This window comes from Serratia sp. BNK-10 (assembly GCF_047456065.1).
GTDB lineage: Bacteria > Pseudomonadota > Gammaproteobacteria > Enterobacterales > Enterobacteriaceae > Serratia > Serratia ureilytica.
This window is the reverse complement of the sequence record NZ_CP179894.1, coordinates 2,312,938-2,332,243: the sequence shown is the minus strand read 5'-3', so window position 1 is coordinate 2,332,243 and position 19,306 is coordinate 2,312,938. Positions and strand designations below refer to the sequence as shown.

Below are 19,306 nucleotides of genomic sequence, written 5' to 3'. Positions count from 1 at the left end.
CTCACGGCGCCGGCTGTTCCGGCCGGTGCCGCTCCCCCCAGTCGCACATCATGTCGATCACCGGGATCAGCGAACGCCCGCGCTCGGACAGGCTGTACTCCACTTTGGGCGGGATCTGCGGATACTCCTTCCTCACCACCAACCGATCTTTTTCCAGCTCTTTCAACGTCGAGCTCAGCGTCTTGTACGAAATGGTACCGATGCAGCGCTGCAGTTCGTTGAACCGCAATACCGGCTTATACAAGGCCAGCCAGTAGAGAATAATCATTTTGTATTTACCGTTGATCACCGACAGGGTGTAGCCATAACCGGTGTCTTCAAGGCTGATGCCCGTAGGGCTGCAGTGGGATTCGGCGGTCATTTACACTTTCTCCAGGGTAAGTATGTGTCGTGAGTGTGCGTATTTTACATTCTGTCAGCATACCCTAAGATGCGTCGAAACACCTGACTGGAGAGATCAGTATGAAAACGTTGGTGGTAGTGACACATCCCGATATGGCGAACTCGGTGGTCAACAAACGTTGGCTGGAGGAACTGCGGCGCTATCCGGCGCTGTATACCGTGCACGAACTGCATCAGGCCTATCCGGACTGGCAGATAGACGTCGCCAAAGAACAGCAGTTGATTGAAGCGCATGACAACATCGTGCTGCAGTTCCCGATTTACTGGTTCAGCAGCCCGCCGCTGCTGAAAAAATGGCTGGACGACGTGCTCACCTACGGCTGGGCCTACGGTTCTCGCAGCGGCTATAAGATGCAGAACAAGAAACTGGCGCTGGCGGTCACGGCGGGCGTACGCGCAGAAGATTACGCGCGTGAAGGGCGTTATCGCTACTCGCTGGAGGAGATTTTCCGGCCGTTTGAAGTGACCGCCGATTACGTGCGGGCCGACTATGCTTCGTTCTTTGCCTTTTACGGCAAGGAAGCCGCTTCGGACGGGACGGCAGAGCAGGTTCAGCAGCACGAGTTGGACAGCAGCGCGCAGGGCTATCGGGCATTTCTCGCCGCCCTGAATTAACGAGACTCCCCGGATGCGCCAGGGAGTGCTGTTGCGAATGTCCGGGGAGGAATATGATTGCCGTATCCTTTGACTCGCCGGTGATAACCCCATGCCTTCAGCCGAAACGTTTATTGCTTTTCTTGTTGCACTTACCCTTCTGGAACTGTCTCCTGGACCGGACATGATGCTCACGTTGGCCCGGGGTATCGGCCAAGGCCGCCGTATCGCGCTGCTCAATGTTTTCGGCATGGTTTTTGTCGCCGGTATGGTGCAGGTTTCCATGCTGGTGCTCGGCCTCGCCACGCTGCTGCATGCTTATCCGCTGGCGTTGGACGTATTGCGTTGGGTTGGGGCCGCCTATCTGGTCTGGCTGGGGATAAAAATGCTGAAGGTAAGCCGGCAGCGTTCCGATGCCGTGCGAAAACCCCGGATGATGACCGAGTGGCAGGCGGTGAAAGAAGGAGCGATTAACAGCCTGACCAACCCTAAGTCGCTGCTGTTCATGTTTGCTTTCCTCCCGCAGTTTGTTAACCCTGAAACCGGGCCAGTTTGGCTGCAATTGCTCGTTTTAGGTTCCATTCAGAAGCTGGCCGGGATCCTTTCGCTGGGTTCTGTCGCTATGGCCTCCGGCACCGTGGGACAATGGCTCGCCCGCAATCCCCGGTTGTTGGTGTGGCAGCAGAGATTCACGGGCTTGGTCATGATGGGATTGGGCGCCAAACTCCTCCTCGGGGGCGGCGCTGCGTCAGCGCCGCGATAAGGGGAGCGGCTCGCGCTATTTCAGGTGAATGCTAAAACCGTCTTGCCCCGGCGCGAGATGCGCTTTCAGCGTCAGCTGCGGGATCAGGTAGTCACCGGCGTTCTGCCGCCGAAACGGAATCGGCTCGGTGTGCCACAGATTATCGAGCCGCTGTCCGAGCTGCTCGCACAGGGCGGCGAAGCGCGTCTCGTCGGTCTTTCCGGCGCGATAGGTGACGAACGGCGGCAACACCTCGAACCCCGGGTAATGCAGCATGCCATGCTGGATAGGAAACAGAATATCGTCGATCGGCCCGTTGACACCGCGCGGGGCGTAATGGGATTCCCACCCGCCGGCGCTGACGATCAGCATCGCTCGTTTGCCCGCCAACATACCCTCGCCGTAACGGTCGCCCCAATGCGTATCGGAATGCTCACCGACGCCATAGGCAAAACCATAGGCATAGACACGATCGAACCAGCCTTTCAGAATCGCCGGCACCGAGAACCACCACAGCGGAAACTGCAGCAGCACCGCGTCCGCCCAGCGCAGCTTTTGCTGTTCCCGTTCGATATCGGCGCTCTGCATGCCGTTGGCGAACGCGCGTTGGGAATCCAGCGAAGGAACGAAACGGGGCCCTGATGCGCCTTCCAGGCTGTCGTCGGCGTCGATCGCCGCTTTCCACTTCATGGCGTACAGATCGGACACCTGTACCTGATGGCCGGCCTGCGTCAGACGCTTAACGGCGAAGTTTTTCAGTGAGCCGGTCAGCGACTGTGGCTCCGGGTGGGCGTAAACAATCAGCACATTCATAACAACGCTCCTTGGGGTGAGAGCTGCAGGTTAGGGCGTCACAAGGTATATTAGAAATGAATTACCGTTATCACAGGTATAACCATGAATAATTTAAGGCGGCTGGATCTCAACCTGCTGGTGACGCTCGACGCGCTGCTGGCGGAGCACAACGTCACGCGCGCGGCGCAGCGGCTCAATTTCTCTCAGCCGGCGGTCAGCGTGCATCTCGCCAAACTGCGGGCGATCTTTGACGATCCTCTGCTGTTGCCCGGCCCGCGCGGCATGCGTCCGACTGCCAGAGCGGAGCAGCTGCGGGAACCGCTGCGTCAGGCGTTGGCGGCGCTTGAGTTGGCGGTGACGCCGGCCACGCCGTTCGATCCCGCCGTGGCGACCGATACCTGGCGTGCGGCCGCCTTCGACTACGGCGAATCCACCATCGTCCTGCCGGCGCTGAACGGTTTACGTACGGCGGCGCCCGGCACCCGGCTGGCGGTGCTGGAGACCGCGCCGTCACGCATCGCCAAACTGGCGGAACAGGGGGAGATCGATCTGGCGTTTCACACCCGCGAAGGGGCGCCGCCCGGTCTGCGTCAGCGCACGCTGTTCAGTGAACGCTATGTGCTGGTGGGCAGAATCGGCCATCCCAAGCTGCATGAAAACCTGACGCTGGCGCAATTTTGCCGATTGGAGCAGGTGATGGTCTCACCGGACGGCGGCGGGTTCTACGGCATCACCGATCGGGCGCTGGCGGACTTGGGACTGACGCGGCGCGTGGTGCTTTCCGTGCCGCATTTTCTCTTCGTTATCTCGGTGCTGACGCAGTCCGATTTGGTGGCGATGCTGCCGGAGCGGCTGGTGCGCAACCAGCCTTTATTGCAACAACTCGAGCCGCCGCTGGCGGTGCCGGGTTTTGAAATGACCATGCTGTGGCACGAACGATCGCATCGGGATCCCGCGCATCGGTGGCTGCGCGAACATATCGTGCGGTCAGTGTGAGTGGGTTAAACTGCGCGGGAATTACATGAACAGGAAGCGGTCGGCCAGCGCAACGCCACGCTCGAGGCGCGGTGGCAGCGCGTCGTCGCGATCGTCAGGCTGAGCAGCCTGCGGTGCGACATCTTCGGCTTTTTCAATCATCAGCTCGCCGAGCAGGGCCAGAAAACGAGTGAGCTTTTGCATATTCCCTCCGGATCGTTGATTACGTTGAGAGTGATAGTAATCGCCGCTAAACCGAATGGGAAAAACTTAAAACTCATATCCTAAGAACCGGATCGCATATCGCGTAACCGGGCGACGGTTGCCCATCGCCCGATGGATGGCTTAGAAGGTGACGTTAACCTTGGCCCACAGGGTGCGGCCCGGTTCATTCACCGCGCTGTTGGCCGAATAGCCGAAGGCGCTGTTGCCCGCCAGGTTGAGGTGCTCGCTGTAGGTCTTGTTCAGGATATTATCCAGACCGGCGCTCAGCTTGACGTTTTTATTCACCTTGTAGGCGGCGTTGGCGGAGAGCACGCCGAAGCCGGCGCTTTCGGCAAAATCTTTGCCCACCACGTTGCCTTCGTTGATCGCCACGCGGTGCTGGCTGCTGACCAGACGCCACAGGCCGGTGCCGCTCCAGTCGCCGTACTCATAGGTCAGCCCCAAGCGTGCCTCCAGCGGCGGGATCTGAGGCAGCGGGCGGCCGTCGCTGGCGTTTTTCCCCCAGGAGTAGGCCAGGCTGGCGTCGGTTTTCCAGTGCTCGCTCAGTTGATAACCCATGCCCATTTCGCCGCCCATGATGTTGGCGTTGACGTTATCGGCCTGGCTGAGACGCGCATTGTGCGGATCGTATTTGAACAGGATGAAATCATCGACGCGGCCCACATAAGCGGAGACCCAACCGTTGAAGCGCTTGCCGTTGTACTGCGCGCCGATGTCGAGCTGCGTGGTTTTCTCGTTCTTGACGCTGGAGAACGGATCCTTGTTGCCGTTCGGGCCTAGCTTCGGCGAGAACAGCTCCCAGTAATCCGGGAAGCGCTCGGTATAGCCGACGCCGGCATACAGCATCAGCGGCAGCTCGGCCAGCGTATGCTCCAGGCGCATAAAGCCGCTCGGCAGGGTATCTGAACGTTCCACATCGCGGCCGCTGCGGAAGTTCTCCACCAGGGTGCGATCGAGACGCGCGCCGCCGATCAGCTTATCCTGATCGCTGGTGGACCACGTCAGCTCACCGAAGGCGCCGTAGCTGTTGAACTGGGCGTCTTTTTCCCAGCTACCGCGGCTCATGCTGCGGTGGGTATTGGTCTGCGTGTCCAGGCCGCTTTCAAGCTTCACGTCCTGCCACTGCCAGGTGCCCATCACGCGGCCGCCGACGGTGCGGCGATCGAGCTGCATCGTCATGCCGGAAGACATCATGTGCCCGCCGTGGCCCCCCATGTTCATGCCGCCATGCCCACCATGGCCGCCCATGCCGCCGCTGCCCGGCGAGCGCAGGGTCACGTTGTCCATCACGTGGTTGGCGTAGTTGTAGTAGACCTGCGCTTCCAACTTATCCAGCACCTCGCCGATGTTGGATTTCTCCACCCGCATGCCCAGGCTTTCGCGTTTGAACTGCGAACCGTCCATGCTGCGGCCGGCATAGCGCGCTTCGCCGTTGCCGCGCCCCATCGTCACTTCCAGCAGCGTGTCGGCATCCGGCGTCCAGCCGAGCGCCAGATCGCCGTTCCATTTGTCCCAGCGCGATGGCACGCGCGTATTCGTTCCGTCCTGGTAATCGTTGGCGCGCGACTTGTTGGCCATCACCCGCAGGTAACCTTGTTCGGCGCCGAGGCTGGCGTCGATATTCTCGTCCCAGCGGCCATTGGAGCCGGTCAGCACGCTGGCGTTGCCCTTGATGCCCGGTTTGTCGAAGCGCGGACGTTCACGTTCGAAACGCACCGTGCCCGCCGACGAACCCGGCCCCCACAGCACCGTCTGCGGCCCTTTGGTGATGGTCAGCAGATCGAAGCTTTCCGGCGAGATGTAAGAGGTGGGCGCATCCATTCTCGATGGGCAGGCGCCGAGCATCTCCGAACCGTCAGTGAGAATTTTCAGCCGCGAACCGAACATGCCGCGAAATACCGGATCGCCGTTGGTGCCGCCGTTGCGGATCTGCGAAAAACCGGGAATGGTTTTCAGATAGTCCGAACCGTCGCTGGCGGGCACCGGCTGACGCGGGGTTTTCGGTGATGTCACGATGGTCAGCGGAGAGTAGAGCGGTGCGGTGACGGTGATCACGTCGCCATCATTAACCTGTGCGTCGGTAGGGTGCTGATGCGCCTGCGCCGCGTGGCCGGCCAGCAGGAACAGCGGCATGGCGGTGGTGATGGCGCGGGTGACGGCGTTCTTTTTATAAGCGGGTTTAAACATCATCTTTCCTTAAGCTAACTTTTTCCATTATTCTCCGGCGATTTATTCAGGCGTGGGGATGCCTGGCGAAAATCACCATCGGAAAATACGGGGGTTAATTCCCTCAACGTGGAAATAACCGGGCTAATAATGTCGTCTCAATGCATAACCATTGGGCGTATTAATTCCGCCATGTTGAAACGATCAACGGCAATACAGAAACGGCAATGGGGTATTGTTAAATCAGAGGAAAGAGACGGGCGGCGCGCGCGGCTGTAATTCGGTATGAACGACGTGGGCAAACAGGGGAACGAGATAATGAGTCGGCGGCGGGCGCGAGGCCAGAGATTGAGACCAGAACAGCGGGGCGTGGCTCACGTCCAGCAGCGGCGCGTGCAGCAACAGCACGCAGTAGCCGCAGGCGCTGTCGTCCATCATCATCGCCATGTTGTGGTGGCCGCCGCCGTGCTGCATCATCGGCGATGCGGCCTTTTCCGGCGCGGCCGGCGGCGAATGCATCTCATGATGCATCGGCATCGCCATGCCGCAGTCCGCCATGACGGTCGTTTCAGCACTTCCGGCGCGCGCATGCTCCAGGGATCGCGAGACCACCGGCGCAATGAACAACATCAGAATGGCGAACATCCCTAACCAGGCGGCGGCCCGGTTACGTGATGCAGGGGGCTGAATTAACGACACAATCAACCTAAAAAAGGGTTAACACAGGGGAGGGAATTGTACTGGTTTATGTCGAAATGTTAAAACCTTTTATTTCAGGTCAACGCTCTGTTGATGAATATATTATCGGATAAGCGCTTTAATTCTGACCAAAGGCTATTTTCTTACGCCAATAACGTGACGGGGACAATATTAATGACGGAAAAACTGGCGAGAACGATTATTCCGCTTTATGACGTTCTGGCTGGCGTTGAGAAGTGAGTGACAATGTCACGGACGAGTTCACCGGAACCCGCCCGTAACCTTACTTCGCGCTGACGCGCCAGACAGTGTTGCCGACGTCATCCGCAACCAGCAAAGCGCCGGTCTTATCGACAGCCAGCCCCACAGGGGCGCCATAGAGTTCCTTCTCATCATCGGAGACAAAGCCGGTGACCACCGCTTTGAGCTTGCCAACCGGCTTGCCTTGTTCAAACGCCACATAGCTGACCCGATAGCCGTTCAGCGGCGAGCGATCCCAACTGCCGTGCTCGCTGATAAAAGCGCCGCCGCGATAGTCGGCCGGCAGAGCGCTCGCGGTGTAGAACAGCAGCCCCAGCGGCGCGACGTGCGAGCTGAGCGCGTAATCCGGCTTGATGGCTTTCGCCACCCGATCCGGCCGCGGCGGCTGTACCCGTCGATCGACGTGCTGGCCGAAATAGCTGTAAGGCCAGCCGTAGAAACCGCCGTCTTGCACCGAGGTCAGGTAATCCGGCACCAGATCGGCGCCGATTTCGTCACGCTCGTTGACAATCGCCCACAGCTTGCCGCTTTGCGGCTCCCACTGCAGCCCGGTCGGGTTGCGCAGGCCGCTGGCGAAGATGCGGCTGGCGCCGGAGGCGGTGTCCACTTCCAGCACGGCGGCGCGCCGGTACTCTACGGCCAGGCCGTTTTCGGTGATGTTGCTGTTGGAACCGACGCCGACATACAGCTTTTTCCCGTCCGGGCTGGCCAGCAGGGCCTTGGTCCAGTGATGGTTGATGGTGTCCGGCAGATCGGCCAGTTCTTTGCCCGGATCGCTGATGCGCGTTTCGCCTGGCTGATAGGCGTACTGCATGATATTGCCGGTATTGGCCACGTACAGCGTATTGCCAATCAGCTGGACGCCGAACGGGGAATCGAGCCCCTCGAGGAAGACGTGCTTTTCCCAGTTGCCGCCGGCGGTCGGGCGCAGCAGGGTGATGCGATTGCCCCCTTTGCCGCCTTTACCGGATTGGCCTTTCACCAGGCCGGCGATCAGCTGCTTGGGCGTGCTCACCGCTTCCGTGCCCGGCCCGTTGGCCTCCACGACCAACACATCGCCATTGGGCAGCGTGAGCAACTGACGCGGATGAAGCAAATCGTCTGCCACCTTATCGATTTTCAAGCCTTCCGCCACTTTCGGCGTCTGATCTTGTTGCCAGCCAACGCCCTTAGGCACCTGCATCGGCGGCATCAGAAAGTCTTGCGCCGCCGGCAACGTCGGGTCCGGGCCCATTTGTTGCTCTGGCGAAATGACGGCGCTGTTATCGCAGCCGGCCAAGGCCAAAACGGCGGAAAGGGTGAGCGCCAGAGATGAGAGCTTCATGAAAACCTCCTTATTTTGCGCGGGCGCCAAGGGCCAGCAGAATATTCGCCAGGCTGAGCAGCGCGACCACGATCGCAGACAGCACCAGGCCTTGGGGCACCACGGCATACGCATCCCGGCTATGCACGAAAGCGTTGATAATGGCGAGAACGATGGCCAGCAAATTCAGCCAGAAATGGAGTTTGACCGACGATCCCCGCAGCCGAGCGCTGCCGAACCATACCTGTACCAGGTTAATCAGGCGGGGAATGATGGCAAAAATCAGGCCGATGGCAATTAGCCAACTTGCGCCATTGACCCACTGAATATTAGCGGTACAGGCATAAATGATGTCGAAAATCAGCGCCGCGGTGAAAAATCCGTAAGGTATCGGGTTGAGCCATTCATAGACGGCCACTGCGGCCGCTGAGGGCCTTGCTGTCGTTTGCGTGGTCATGCAGGCATCTCCATGAAAAATGATGGGTAAAAAGGCCATTGGCCCCTTAAAGCTTTGTTCAGATCCAGCGATTTGAACAATTTTGATTCTCATTTTTAGCATGCGATGTTAAAACCGAAACCATCACTTCGGCATTATCAATGGTTTAGCAATATCAGGAGGCAGGGCATGAGCATAGAACGCGTTCAGCGTTTTCTGGCCGAGCACGCACCGGAGACGACGGTGACGGTGCTGGCAAAGAACACCGCAACGGTGGCGCTGGCGGCAGAAGCCTTTGGCGTGGAGAGCGGGCAGATCGCCAAGACGCTTTCGTTTCGCGTTAACGGCGATGTGGTGCTGCTGGTGATGGCGGGAACTGCCAGAATCGACAACAAGAAGTACAAGCAATTCTTCGGCGTGAAGGCGCGCATGTTGCCGGCGGAAGAGGTTGAAGCATTAACCGGCTATCCGCCCGGCGGCGTTTGTCCCTTTGCCGCACCGGAGGCGGTGAGGATCTACTGCGATCATAGCCTGCGCGCTTTCGATGAAGTGCTTCCGGCAGGCGGCAGCGATAACTCTGGCGTGAGAATTGCGCCACAGCGGCTGGCCGGCATCACGGGAGCGGAATGGATTGACGTGACGGGGTAACTAATAGTGACACCGTCACTATGCATTATGTTAAATTTAGAGTCTTTACCTCTGTGTAATTTTCTGTTTTAAAAGGGAAAAACTAGTCGTTCGCGTTGTGGCAAACCGCCTCGATATTATGGCCATCCGGACCAATGACAAACGCCGCATAGTAGTGGGCATGATAATTGGGGCGTAAACCGGGCGCGCCATTGTCTTTGCCGCCGGCGCTTAACGCGGCGTGATAGAACGCATCGACCTGTTCACGGCTGCTTGCGGTAAATGCCAGGTGCAGATGCGCCGGTTTTTCATCGGTCTGAAACAGGCATAATGACACGTTACCCCGATCGGGACACAGCTCAACGCCATAATCGGGTTCACCTTCGGCAACGATCTTTACGCCCAGCGGCGCCAGCGCATTAAGGAAAAACGCTTTGCTCAGAGCAAAGTCGCTGACGCCAAATTTCACATGGTCAAACATGGGGATGTCCTGGAGTGTGGAAGAATGCTCCCATTCAGTATAGCCAACGCCATGAAGGCCACCGGAAACGGTGAAGACGAACGCCAGTACGCATTTGGCAGGCCCAGAAGTTGTTCATTTTTATGGCGCGTTTTGGTGAAATCTGCCGTATCGCAGTAGCCATGTTTTATCAGATTTCACGTAGCGCGATCAAAAAAGCGGGGGGATTTCGCCTCAATATCCCCAGAGATGCGTCGACATAAACATGCCCGGTCATCATTAATGGCAGAACGCATTTATCTATGATCCTCAGTGGATGGAACGTGATAAAGCTGAAACTTCGCGAGATATTGGCTGGCGTGTTAACGGCTGTCCATCACATCGGCAGAGTTGGCTGGCGGCCAAACCAACGATTGATAATTTTGCTGGGAGGTTAAGCGGCGTTGGAACGCCAGGTACCGAAATCCTGGGAAGCGGCAAACGCACGCCTCACATGCATGCATTTACTGGGAAGTGAACAGGCGACAGGCATTGGGTGTTCAGAGATTTTTGCGCAAACATCATGGTGTCGCTCAGCAATAAGCGGCAATGGCAATGAAGCCTGCAGCGAAAACTCGACGGCTTAAGACCAGCTGAAAAACGAATTCGTTCAACGGCATGAGCAACGGACGTTGAAATGGTTGACCACAGGAGAAAACCCATGATCAAGCCAGGACGCCAGAATCCACGTATAACCATATGGGTGCGCATAATGTATATTATGTTAAATTGCATTATTGGGTACGCACCGCCGTTAGCCTGGCCGTCCTTTCTCACCTCACCTTCAAGCCTTATCAGGCTGCTAACCTTTTTTATGTTTAAGCCCATCATCAGCCCGTTCAGTTTCAGCACCTCAGTTTAATCCTCGGTCGGTGTGCCCTGATGAAACCGCATTTGCCAACCGGCCTTTTCCGTCAGCATCCAAATCGACGACCGTTCTGTGCAACGAATGGCGTTGCCCTGCGCGTTGCGTTGAAAACTCTTATACGTCAGCAACACGGCGCCTTCACTGATTTTCGCCAGCGTAAAACCTTCGGCAACAATCTGCGGATGCTCAGTTTCCATTTCCAGCGCCGCAACGGTCTGGCGTTTGTCATAACGCAGACCTGAGCGAGCAATCTCTTCAAAGTCTTCATGCAGCAATGCCGCGACGCGCTGCGGATCGCGGCGCACCGATGGCTGATGCAGTTCAACCTCAAGCGTCTGGATTTGGCTAAACAACTTTGCAGAATGCGTCAAAATGCCCTCCTTTTTGATCGCGCTACGTGAAATCTGGCAAACTTCGGCAGTCAATCTACACCAGAATGACTCTTGTGAAACCTGACTATTCCCAGGATTCCTTCTCAAATAGGCGCTTCTTGATCCAACCGACTAATCGCTTCACTGTGTACTTCATTCCAGGGTTGGCCTACTTTACCGAGCAAAAATTGAAATAGCGGCGTGTAATCCATGCCATGTTGTATCCGCCCATGCATACTTTCACGCAGCCGTCCGCCTGTTTTCCATGGGGCCTCTGGAGGTAACACTTTCTCTTTTATAGAATTTTTTCTTTTTATCTCGATGCGCTCTCATCAAACCTAAATAGTGACATTGTCACGTAAAAAGCGCCACCCAGTGAATTGCCAACCGCTTACAAACACCATACCGGCCGGGCGCCCACCGTCGCACTGGCATGCCCTGCGCCATGGCTCAGGCACAGCGTTCTCAGCCCGGCACCCGCACCGGAATACCAGGCGCCGCCTCGCATCAGCATGCGTTCGCCGTAGTTGCGCAGATAAACCTGATCGCCGTCCGCACACCGGTGATGCGGTGCAACGCCGAGGATTTTCAATATATTCGGCACCGACTCTCCACTTGCCGCACCAATACGCCCGAACTCATCATCCATCAAACCTGGCGGATACCCATTGTCTTGCGGATCGCCGTTAAAATGCTGAATAGAGTCGGTAATAAGCGGCGTGCCGGCATTGCCGGTAAGACTCGGCGATGAAGCATCGAATTTTGCGGTTCCCGGGCTGCCGGGAGGTAGCCACTCGCCTGTTGCCAGGTCGACCGCGCGCCAGCGTTCGTCTTCATCGTCGGTCATTGGCATCGCGGCGTCATTGTCCGGTAAAAGCAGGATTTCCCCCGCGACCAATTTCAGCCCGTGTTGCCATTCCCAAAGGTTGCCGCAGAGATCGCCAATACCGTGCGGCGTACCGTCATGATACCAGGCGGCCGGGCCGGATGCGGTAAACGTTGTCGGATCGCCCTGCTCATCGCCCACGACACCGCCGTCACATCGCTTGCCATACTGGCGTCGATCGCGATGCGATCGCCCACTCTCAGTATTGCCTAACTCCGGCCAGCCATGACGACGGCACCAGAACATCAACGCGGCCCATTCGGCGTTGGTGCCAATGTGCCAGCCGCGTCCATTGCGAGCCGCCGCCTGTCGAAATACGGCCAGGTCATGCCAGCTGGCCGGGGCCGTCTCAGGTTGGCTGACCAGTTCGCCATGGATCAGCGTGCCGGGGTAACAGCCGTAGAAGAAAGCCTCTTTTCGTTGACCGTTGACGATAAACGCAGGATGAACCGCCTCGCCTAACCCTGATGTGACCTCTTGCAGCGTAAAACGAGGTATCACATGCATATAGCTGGGCTGCCCACTTGCGGTGTAAAGCACGGTGCGACGCCCTTGCGATTCGGCCTCTACTTTGCAACGCAAAGCGTCTTTTACAATAATCATGGAGTTATGTGCCCGTTAAAAAAGCCGAGGCCGGGAAAGCGCAGGCTCCCCGGCCCATTTCTTACGCCACCATGGCGGCGGATTTGATCGGTTGCAACAATTGTCCAATATCGCAATTGAGCAGTTGAGCGCGCTGCAGCAACTCCTCCGTCTTGGCGCCAATCACGGAATGAACATAGGCGTTGACCTGATCCTGGTTCATTTGGTTATAACGGTCGGTAAACGCCATTTCGATGCTGTCGCAGATCACTGCGCCGGCGTTGCTGACGTAGTCCGGCAGATAGTGAATACCGCGCGCCAACAGCCGCTGTTCAGCCTGTGACGTATTAAACGGTGAGTTGGCGCTGCTCACCACCCAGCGGGTATTCAGCTGTTCAATATTCTGTGCATTCAATACGTTGGACATTGACGCGATGCACAGCACCTCGCTGGGTTGCGCCCAAAGCTCCTCTTCGCTCACGCGGCGCACCCCCGCAGGAAATTGCGCTGCGGGGTTGATGTCATAGGCCGTCACCTCACAACCGAACAGCAGGCTTTGTTTCGCCACTTCAGTGCCGACCTTGCCCATACCGTGAATGGCAATGCGCGCGCGAGGCAAATGATTGAGCCTCAGCGTCAACACCTTTTTCATCGAACTCCAGACGCCATAGCCGGTTGCCACCGATGTATCGACTTGTGGGCTGTCCATGGCATTCAGGATCCACGGCGTAAACTGCCGCAGATAGTCCATCTCTCGATTGCCGGTATTGATATCGCATCCCGTAAACATGGTGCCGCCATAGCGATTGAGCAGAGCGCCTATCGCTTCAAGCACTGCCGGTTGCTCTTGGGGAGAACGTTTGCTGTTCACCACGATTTTGCCGCCGCTGAAGCCGGTATTGTACAGCCCGTGCTTCAGCGACATGCGCTGCGCCAGCATGATCGCCTCCTCTTCCTGCTGCTGCCGGGACGCATAGTTTCGCCAACGGATACCGCCATTGGCCGGTAGCAGCTTGATCTGCGACGAGTAAGCCAGGGTGAATGACGTTTCGTCATCGATTACGACCGTTTCTATCTGGTATTGGTTATGTGTATTCAGCAATTCATTGTTAACTGACATAATTTGCCATCCTGTTTTAATGAGAATCTTGCTCGAATGCTCCAGCCTGGTCCAACTGTTGTTTAATGCCCCACGGCGTAGGCCGCTTAAGAAAATCGGCCATCCCTATTGCCTTGCCAAACTCTTGCTCCAACATCGCCAGCAGGCGCAGCGCCATCAGCGACTGTCCGCCGGCGTCAAAAAAGTCACAGTGGTTAGAATCGGGGTTCACGCCGGTCACATCCCCCCAAACGCGCCAGATACGCGCCATCTGAGGATCTGACTGGCTTGTTGCCGCCGGCGTTCGCTCGGCTTGCGGCCCCTGCCTGTCCCGTTCGCCCAACCACCAGTGCGCCGGATCGAAGGGATACATCGGCAATGCGATGCGCGAAGGCGGCAGTTGCCACAGGCGGCGCCAGTTAACGTTGACGCTGGCGCGCCAGATTTTTTGCAGCGCCTGGATCCATACGGCGCCTTCATTCTGCGCTTCGTCGCGACGCGGCAAGGTTCGCACCGCGGTCACAGAACCGGCGGATTTCAGCTGTGCAACCAACGCCGTGAGCGTCGAACCCGGCCCAACTTCGATAAACAACGTCTTGCCGCGCTGCGGTAGCTGCTGCAAGGCGCGGTGGTAATTGACCGGTTCACGGGCATGACGCGCCCAATAGCGGCCGTCAAGCGCCGAACATTCGACTTCGGTCGCCAGCAAGGCTGAGACGTAACGTACCCCCGTCGCCGATTCACGCGGCGGCGGCGCAATATTGGCCAGCTCGTCAAGAATGGGATCCATCAGGGTCGAATGAAACGCATGTGAAACATTCAAGGCTTTGCATCGCACGCCTCGGTCTCGCATCTGGCGTTCGCAAGCGCGAATGGCTTCAGCGGTGCCGGACAGTACGCAGCCGTCATCACTGTTTTCTGCCGCCAGCGATAGCTGATGACTCAACCAGGGCTGAACCTGTTGAACGCTCAGCTCTACCGCCAACATCATCCCGGACGGCAACCCGGCCATCAGACGCCCACGATGAGCGGCGAAAACCAGCGCCTCTTGCACCGAGAACACCCCAGCGGCCCAGGCCGCCGCAATTTCGCCGAGGCTGTGCCCAATGACCCAATCCGGCTCGACGCCGTAATGCATCAGCAGTTCGGCCACGGAGATTTCGACGGCGATCAGCGCGGGCTGCGTCAACGCGGTATCGTTAATCGACTCGGGCGCGGCCTCTCCGGTAAATAACGCCGAGAGATCCAGTGCGGCTTGCGTTTGCACTATCTGCAGTTTGTCGTTCATCAGTTTTCTGAAGGTCGCGTCCTGCGCCATCAAATCGCTGGCCATACCGATAAACTGGCTTCCCTGGCCAGGGAATTGGAAAACTATCGACAAGCGCCCTTTCCCCGTATCCATCATGTTTTCTTTCACGCTCAACGCGCCCCGATCGTCTATCTGCAAGGTGCCGCGATAGCGCAGCGACTTTCTTCCGCTTTGCGCGCTCCAGGCCAAGCGTTCGTCGTTTTCGCCGTGCGGTCGCTGCAGATAGCGTTTTACCAGCCGATGCCAGGCCTGTTCTGACTGTGCGCTGATCGGTACGACGGTGGAGGACAATGAGGCCGCTGTTCGCACCGGCGGCATGACAGGCGGCCTCGCCAGTACGACATGCGCATTCGTACCGCCAATACCGAATGCGCTGACGCCGATGGCCTGGCGCGGATCCTCGCGATCCCACCGTTGAGCGGAACAGATAAACTCAAACGGACTCTCCGCCAATGCCATTTCCGGATTCGGTGAGCCAACGTTGATCTGCGGCGTGAGCCAGCCATGCTGAATTTGCAGGGCGGCCTTAATCAATCCCGCCATGCCGGCGCAGGTTTCCAGGTGCCCGACGTTAGCCTTGACTGCGCCGATGGCGCAGAACCCCTGTCGTGCCGTATGCTCTCGGAAAACGCCGTTCAACGCCTCGAATTCGATGGGATCGCCGGCCAGAGTGCCCGTGCCGTGGGCTTCGATGGCGCGAAAATCCTCAGGCGTCAACCGGGCATCGTCCATCGCCTGGCGCAGCAGGCGTTGCTGGCCATGCAAACTGGTGGTGGTAAAACTGACTTTGCGCGCGCCGTCATTATTCATCGCCACGCCTTTGATCACCGCGACGACGTTATCGCCGGCCGCCAGCGCATCACTCAGGCGCTTCAACACCACCACACCGACGCCGCTGCCGAATACCGTACCGCTGGCATCTGCGGAAAATGGCCGGCAGTGCCCATCAGTGGAAAACACCATGCCTTGCTGCGCAAAATAGCCGTCGTTTTGCGGGATCCTTAGGGTACAAGCGCCTGCTAACGCCAGGTTGCAACGGCCGCTGCGCAAGGCGTGGACCGCTTCGTATACCGCCACCAGCGAAGTGGCGCAGGCGGCTTGCACGTTGCACACCGGCCCCCCGATGCCCAGATGCCAGGCCACCCTGCTGGTGAGGTAATCTTTATCGCTCATTATTTGCCGCTCGAACGGCGAAGGATTGAGTTTATCGAGTAGCTCGGATCCTTGCGCCTGACGTAAATAGTCAGAGCTGCTACAGCCGGCGAACAGCCCGGTATCCTCAAGTTCCCCCGGTGTCACACCGGCGCTTTCCAGCGCGTGCCAGGCGCATTCCAAAAAGAGCCGCTGCTGGGGATCCATCAGCAGCGCATCGCGCGCGCTAATACCGAAGAATCCTGCATCAAAGCGAGATATGTCGCCGGCCACAGGCGCGGCGACGGGAATATATCCCTTGTCGACGGCATCATCCCGATCGTTATCGACGCGAACCAGGGATTCGACACCGTTGATCAAATTATGCCACCAGCTTTCGATGTCCTCGGCGCCCGGGAAACGGCAGGCCATGCCAACCAGGGCGATATCCCGTTCATTGCTGTTCACCTGCTGCATGAAGGTTCTCCGCTCAGAAACGCAATGCGCTGATGTCCCAACGGGGCTCTCGTTCCGCCAGCAGATCGGCGCAAATTTGCCCCATCAGAGGCGTAAATTTGAACGCCCATCCCCCTGCCGAGACCACCAGATGTTCGCCGCCGTGGCAGCGGCCCTTGGCGCTGTCGAGATAGAATTGGCGCGCCGGATCGGTGGGCAACACGGCCAGACAGCTTGCAGCGGAATGCTGTTTATCCGGTTCGAGGAACGGCATATGCCGGCGGGCAAACTCCAACGCGCGCTCCACGTGCTGCGGGTTTGCCCTATAGCCAGGCGCATTGGCTTCGGTGATCGGATCCACTTCGAAATCGGTCCCCAGCCGATCAAACCCATTGACGGACCAAGGGTTGGGCGGGAAGCCATAAAACAGGTTGCTGTCGCTCTCCACCGGCGGTTGGAAAGCAAACCAGAAGGGATCGTTGGCTCCCAGGCGCTGGCTGCGCAGCATGCTGATGCAGGCCATCTCATAGGTAGAAAGCGCAAGTTCAATATCCAACTGGCGCAGCAGTTTCTTGCTGCCCGGCCCACTGGCAACCAGGACTTTACGGGCGCGATAACGGTTTTGCGTCGTCAGCACCGTTGCGCCCCGAGCATCGGGCTCCACGGCCTTCACACATTGCTGGAACTGGAACTCCACGCCAGCTTCGCTGGCCAGCGAGTAAAGCGACGCCAGGGTGCCTTTAACGTCGATCACGCCGCCGTCTTGCTGCAAGAAACCTTCATAGTTGCTGTCCAAGCCGGTGAAACCATAGCGCCGTTCGATTTCACGCATCGTCAGACGTTCATAAGGCAACCTCATTTCATCCATTGAAAGCATGGTTTGGCGGATTTGCCCCTCATTGGTCCAGACATCCGCATCGCCGAACCATAGGCTGCCAATGCGGTGGATCAGTTTTCTGTCCGCCTGTTGTTCCAGCTGCCGCCACAATTTGTCGGCCTCCAGGGTAAGGCGGAATATTTCCAGCTCCGAATATTGCAAACGCCAATGGCGCTCCTCCCCGCTGGTGCCGGCCAGTTGCGTAAATAACGCATGTTGTTCCAGGACCAAAACCTTATGGTCGCGATGCTCTCGCGCATAATTCCATGCGGCGGCCAGCCCGATGGGGCCAGCGCCGATAATAATGACATCCCAGTGTACCGACGTGTGCATACCTATCCCTCGTAATGGATATTGTGTGTGTTTGATAAAATTATTTTTTAATTAAGCTTTTAATCTGATCCAGCGGCAACAGGACGATCAGCGTCAGATATTTTTCTCGCGGAATATCCTGATAGAGCTGACGAACGCCGATCTTCCCCATGACATCCCCGCTAACGCCGGCGGCGAACAACGATTGCCATTGCCCCGCCCAAATCGCACTGGAATTCCAAATGCCGGCGGTTTCGATTCGCCCCAGCGGCGTCTCGGCCGTCTCGTGGTACCAGGAAACCACGCTGTCGTCCGGCAGTGAGGCGATTTTCCACCCCTGGCCCTTCATCGTGCCGATATCATGCCCCTGCTTATCCACCAACCGATCGATATGTGAATTGGCATCGCCAACGTTAGGGACATTATCCGCTTTTGCTTTAAAGGTAATATTTGCCATTTCGATAACGGAAAGCACGGTGGCATTGTTATAGCCGTCTTTCGTCGCCAAAATATGCTCAATATCGTTGGCCTCTTTACCTGAACTTATTAACTGGCGAACATAATCACCAAGCGCGATCAGCTCAGACAATACATTATTATTGCCCTGTATAATTTCCATGAAATATTCCTTTTAGACGTTATTAAACGGTCAAGGCTTCAGATTGTTTGAACCACTCGCGCCCTTTTTCTCGATCGATATCGGAACCGGCGTCGGCAAAGAGTGTGACAACCCGTTGATCCGCACTCAGCGTTTCTGCCAGCTTACAGGCCGTTTTCCAGTTGGCGGCGGAAGATGCGCCGATTTTAACGCCGGTCAACTGATGGAATTCGTGCATCGCGCTGAGCGCTTCCCGATAGGAAACCGGATTGAAAGGCGGTTCCTGCGGCATCAACTTACTGATGAAAGGCTGACGGAAACCGAAGCCCAACCCGCCGGCTCCGGCAAATTTAGGTTCACCGTTCGGCGCAGACAGCGTACCGTAAGGCAGTTCGCGCGGCGTGCTGCCCCACACGATCAGCTGTGGGTTATCCTGCCGCAACGCGGCGGCCACCCCCGACAAGGTCCCGCCGGTCCCTACCGCCGATACCCAACCGTCGATGCGCTCACCCTCCAGCTGCCGGCGAATCTCTGCGCCCGTCGCATGCTGATGTACGGCGGTGTTGACCAGGTTAAGATGCTGAGAAAGCAGCGTCCAACTGCCATCTTCATGCGCAATCTGCTGGCTGCGTGCAATGACGCCGAGCAGGAACTGATTGCGATCGACCAGAGTAACGATGGCTTTATCGGCTTTTAACGTGTCGATAAGCGGTTGCGGAGACGAATCCGGGATCACCACTTGCACCGCTATCCCGCACATATTGCCGAGTTTGGCCAGGGCTTTCGCCATATTGCCCCCCGAGGAATCGAGCAACTTCAATTCACCGGCGGCGAAGTCGTGTTGATTGATGGCATCGCAAAACAGACCGAACGCGGTGCGGTCTTTCACCGAGCCAAACGGATTCTCAAACTCAAACTTGGCGTAAATCGACGCCTTTCCCTTTGGCGACGGCACTTCAACCAGCGGGGTATTGCCTAACGTCGCATAGAATTTTTTCAACTGGGGGAACAGAGCGAAGGCTTTCTCCGTATCCGGTGCGCAATCCTGTGGGTTAAACAGCTCAAAATTCATCAGAGGTTCCTTTAAAGCCAT

At 57.6% G+C, this 19,306-nt stretch carries 20 protein-coding genes; 4 read left to right on the top strand and 16 right to left on the bottom strand.

Translation table 11 applies throughout. The features are described from left to right. Nucleotide 1: 1 nt before the first annotated feature. Nucleotides 2–361 carry a winged helix-turn-helix transcriptional regulator gene (locus tag ACMGG9_RS11465; protein ID WP_033643111.1) on the bottom strand — a complete coding sequence of 120 codons (360 nt, stop codon included), beginning with the start codon at nucleotides 359–361 and terminating at the stop codon, nucleotides 2–4. A gap of 101 nt (nucleotides 362–462) precedes the next feature. Between ACMGG9_RS11465 and ACMGG9_RS11460 the strand changes: the two genes are divergently transcribed. After that, nucleotides 463–1,017 (top strand): NAD(P)H-dependent oxidoreductase, encoded by a 555-nt coding sequence (locus ACMGG9_RS11460; protein WP_033643110.1) that lies wholly within the window; start codon nucleotides 463–465, stop codon nucleotides 1,015–1,017. A gap of 91 nt (nucleotides 1,018–1,108) precedes the next feature. Next, nucleotides 1,109–1,759 (top strand): LysE family translocator, encoded by a 651-nt coding sequence (locus tag ACMGG9_RS11455; protein WP_072022528.1) that lies wholly within the window; start codon nucleotides 1,109–1,111, stop codon nucleotides 1,757–1,759. Between the two features lie 15 nt (nucleotides 1,760–1,774). On the opposite strand, the gene ACMGG9_RS11450 is transcribed toward ACMGG9_RS11455, so the two are convergent. After that, nucleotides 1,775–2,551, bottom strand: coding sequence for an NAD(P)H-dependent oxidoreductase (locus tag ACMGG9_RS11450; protein WP_414162200.1), 777 nt, complete (start codon nucleotides 2,549–2,551; stop codon nucleotides 1,775–1,777). A gap of 84 nt (nucleotides 2,552–2,635) precedes the next feature. Here ACMGG9_RS11450 and ACMGG9_RS11445 point away from each other — a divergent pair, with 84 nt between their 5' ends. After that, nucleotides 2,636–3,529: a LysR family transcriptional regulator gene (locus ACMGG9_RS11445; RefSeq protein WP_047575189.1), complete on the top strand. Its 894-nt coding sequence runs from the start codon at nucleotides 2,636–2,638 to the stop codon at nucleotides 3,527–3,529. Nucleotides 3,530–3,550: 21 nt separating this feature from the next. On the opposite strand, the gene ACMGG9_RS11440 is transcribed toward ACMGG9_RS11445, so the two are convergent. The 5 genes from ACMGG9_RS11440 to ACMGG9_RS11420 all read right to left on the bottom strand — a co-directional run bounded on the left by ACMGG9_RS11440 (nucleotide 3,551) and on the right by ACMGG9_RS11420 (nucleotide 8,619). Beyond that, nucleotides 3,551–3,712, bottom strand: a complete 162-nt coding sequence (locus ACMGG9_RS11440; protein WP_162882344.1) for a hypothetical protein — start codon at nucleotides 3,710–3,712, stop codon at nucleotides 3,551–3,553. Nucleotides 3,713–3,853: 141 nt separating this feature from the next. Further along, on the bottom strand, nucleotides 3,854–5,920 hold the full coding sequence (locus ACMGG9_RS11435; RefSeq protein ID WP_102948133.1) for a TonB-dependent copper receptor: 2,067 nt from the start codon (nucleotides 5,918–5,920) through the stop codon (nucleotides 3,854–3,856). Between the two features lie 222 nt (nucleotides 5,921–6,142). Then, nucleotides 6,143–6,544, bottom strand: a complete 402-nt coding sequence (locus ACMGG9_RS11430; protein ID WP_071845141.1) for a DUF2946 domain-containing protein — start codon at nucleotides 6,542–6,544, stop codon at nucleotides 6,143–6,145. Between the two features lie 337 nt (nucleotides 6,545–6,881). Continuing rightward, the gene (locus ACMGG9_RS11425; protein WP_164058021.1) at nucleotides 6,882–8,183 is read right to left on the bottom strand and encodes a PQQ-dependent sugar dehydrogenase; all 1,302 of its coding nucleotides are present in this window, start codon (nucleotides 8,181–8,183) and stop codon (nucleotides 6,882–6,884) included. Between the two features lie 10 nt (nucleotides 8,184–8,193). Then, nucleotides 8,194–8,619 carry a DUF2231 domain-containing protein gene (locus ACMGG9_RS11420; RefSeq protein WP_033650381.1) on the bottom strand — a complete coding sequence of 142 codons (426 nt, stop codon included), beginning with the start codon at nucleotides 8,617–8,619 and terminating at the stop codon, nucleotides 8,194–8,196. Nucleotides 8,620–8,787: 168 nt separating this feature from the next. On the opposite strand from ACMGG9_RS11420, the gene ACMGG9_RS11415 reads away from it, so the two are divergent. Beyond that, nucleotides 8,788–9,246 carry a YbaK/EbsC family protein gene (locus ACMGG9_RS11415; protein ID WP_042784516.1) on the top strand — a complete coding sequence of 153 codons (459 nt, stop codon included), beginning with the start codon at nucleotides 8,788–8,790 and terminating at the stop codon, nucleotides 9,244–9,246. Between the two features lie 82 nt (nucleotides 9,247–9,328). On the opposite strand, the gene ACMGG9_RS11410 is transcribed toward ACMGG9_RS11415, so the two are convergent. From ACMGG9_RS11410 to ACMGG9_RS11370, 9 genes are all read right to left on the bottom strand, one after another. After that, on the bottom strand, nucleotides 9,329–9,706 hold the full coding sequence (locus tag ACMGG9_RS11410; protein WP_042784515.1) for a VOC family protein: 378 nt from the start codon (nucleotides 9,704–9,706) through the stop codon (nucleotides 9,329–9,331). 468 nt (nucleotides 9,707–10,174) lie between these two features. Then, nucleotides 10,175–10,576, bottom strand: a complete 402-nt coding sequence (locus ACMGG9_RS11405) for a hypothetical protein (protein WP_414162199.1) — start codon at nucleotides 10,574–10,576, stop codon at nucleotides 10,175–10,177. A gap of 6 nt (nucleotides 10,577–10,582) precedes the next feature. After that, the gene (locus ACMGG9_RS11400; protein WP_033643099.1) at nucleotides 10,583–10,963 is read right to left on the bottom strand and encodes a DUF4440 domain-containing protein; all 381 of its coding nucleotides are present in this window, start codon (nucleotides 10,961–10,963) and stop codon (nucleotides 10,583–10,585) included. 391 nt (nucleotides 10,964–11,354) lie between these two features. Then, nucleotides 11,355–12,452: a hypothetical protein gene (locus ACMGG9_RS11395; RefSeq protein ID WP_414162198.1), complete on the bottom strand. Its 1,098-nt coding sequence runs from the start codon at nucleotides 12,450–12,452 to the stop codon at nucleotides 11,355–11,357. A 61-nt stretch (nucleotides 12,453–12,513) separates the two neighbouring features. Next, nucleotides 12,514–13,551 (bottom strand): Glu/Leu/Phe/Val dehydrogenase dimerization domain-containing protein, encoded by a 1,038-nt coding sequence (locus tag ACMGG9_RS11390; RefSeq protein ID WP_147880503.1) that lies wholly within the window; start codon nucleotides 13,549–13,551, stop codon nucleotides 12,514–12,516. A gap of 16 nt (nucleotides 13,552–13,567) precedes the next feature. Continuing rightward, entirely contained in the window at nucleotides 13,568–16,447 is a 2,880-nt protein-coding gene (locus tag ACMGG9_RS11385; RefSeq protein ID WP_414162197.1) for a type I polyketide synthase, read from the bottom strand. A 13-nt stretch (nucleotides 16,448–16,460) separates the two neighbouring features. Continuing rightward, a complete protein-coding gene (locus ACMGG9_RS11380; protein ID WP_033643091.1) occupies nucleotides 16,461–17,636 on the bottom strand; it encodes an NAD(P)/FAD-dependent oxidoreductase in 1,176 nt (391 codons plus the stop codon). A 40-nt stretch (nucleotides 17,637–17,676) separates the two neighbouring features. After that, the gene (locus tag ACMGG9_RS11375; RefSeq protein WP_050440105.1) at nucleotides 17,677–18,234 is read right to left on the bottom strand and encodes an allene oxide cyclase barrel-like domain-containing protein; all 558 of its coding nucleotides are present in this window, start codon (nucleotides 18,232–18,234) and stop codon (nucleotides 17,677–17,679) included. A 22-nt stretch (nucleotides 18,235–18,256) separates the two neighbouring features. Continuing rightward, nucleotides 18,257–19,285 carry a PLP-dependent cysteine synthase family protein gene (locus ACMGG9_RS11370; RefSeq protein ID WP_033643090.1) on the bottom strand — a complete coding sequence of 343 codons (1,029 nt, stop codon included), beginning with the start codon at nucleotides 19,283–19,285 and terminating at the stop codon, nucleotides 18,257–18,259. Between the last annotated feature and the right edge of the window lie 21 nt (nucleotides 19,286–19,306).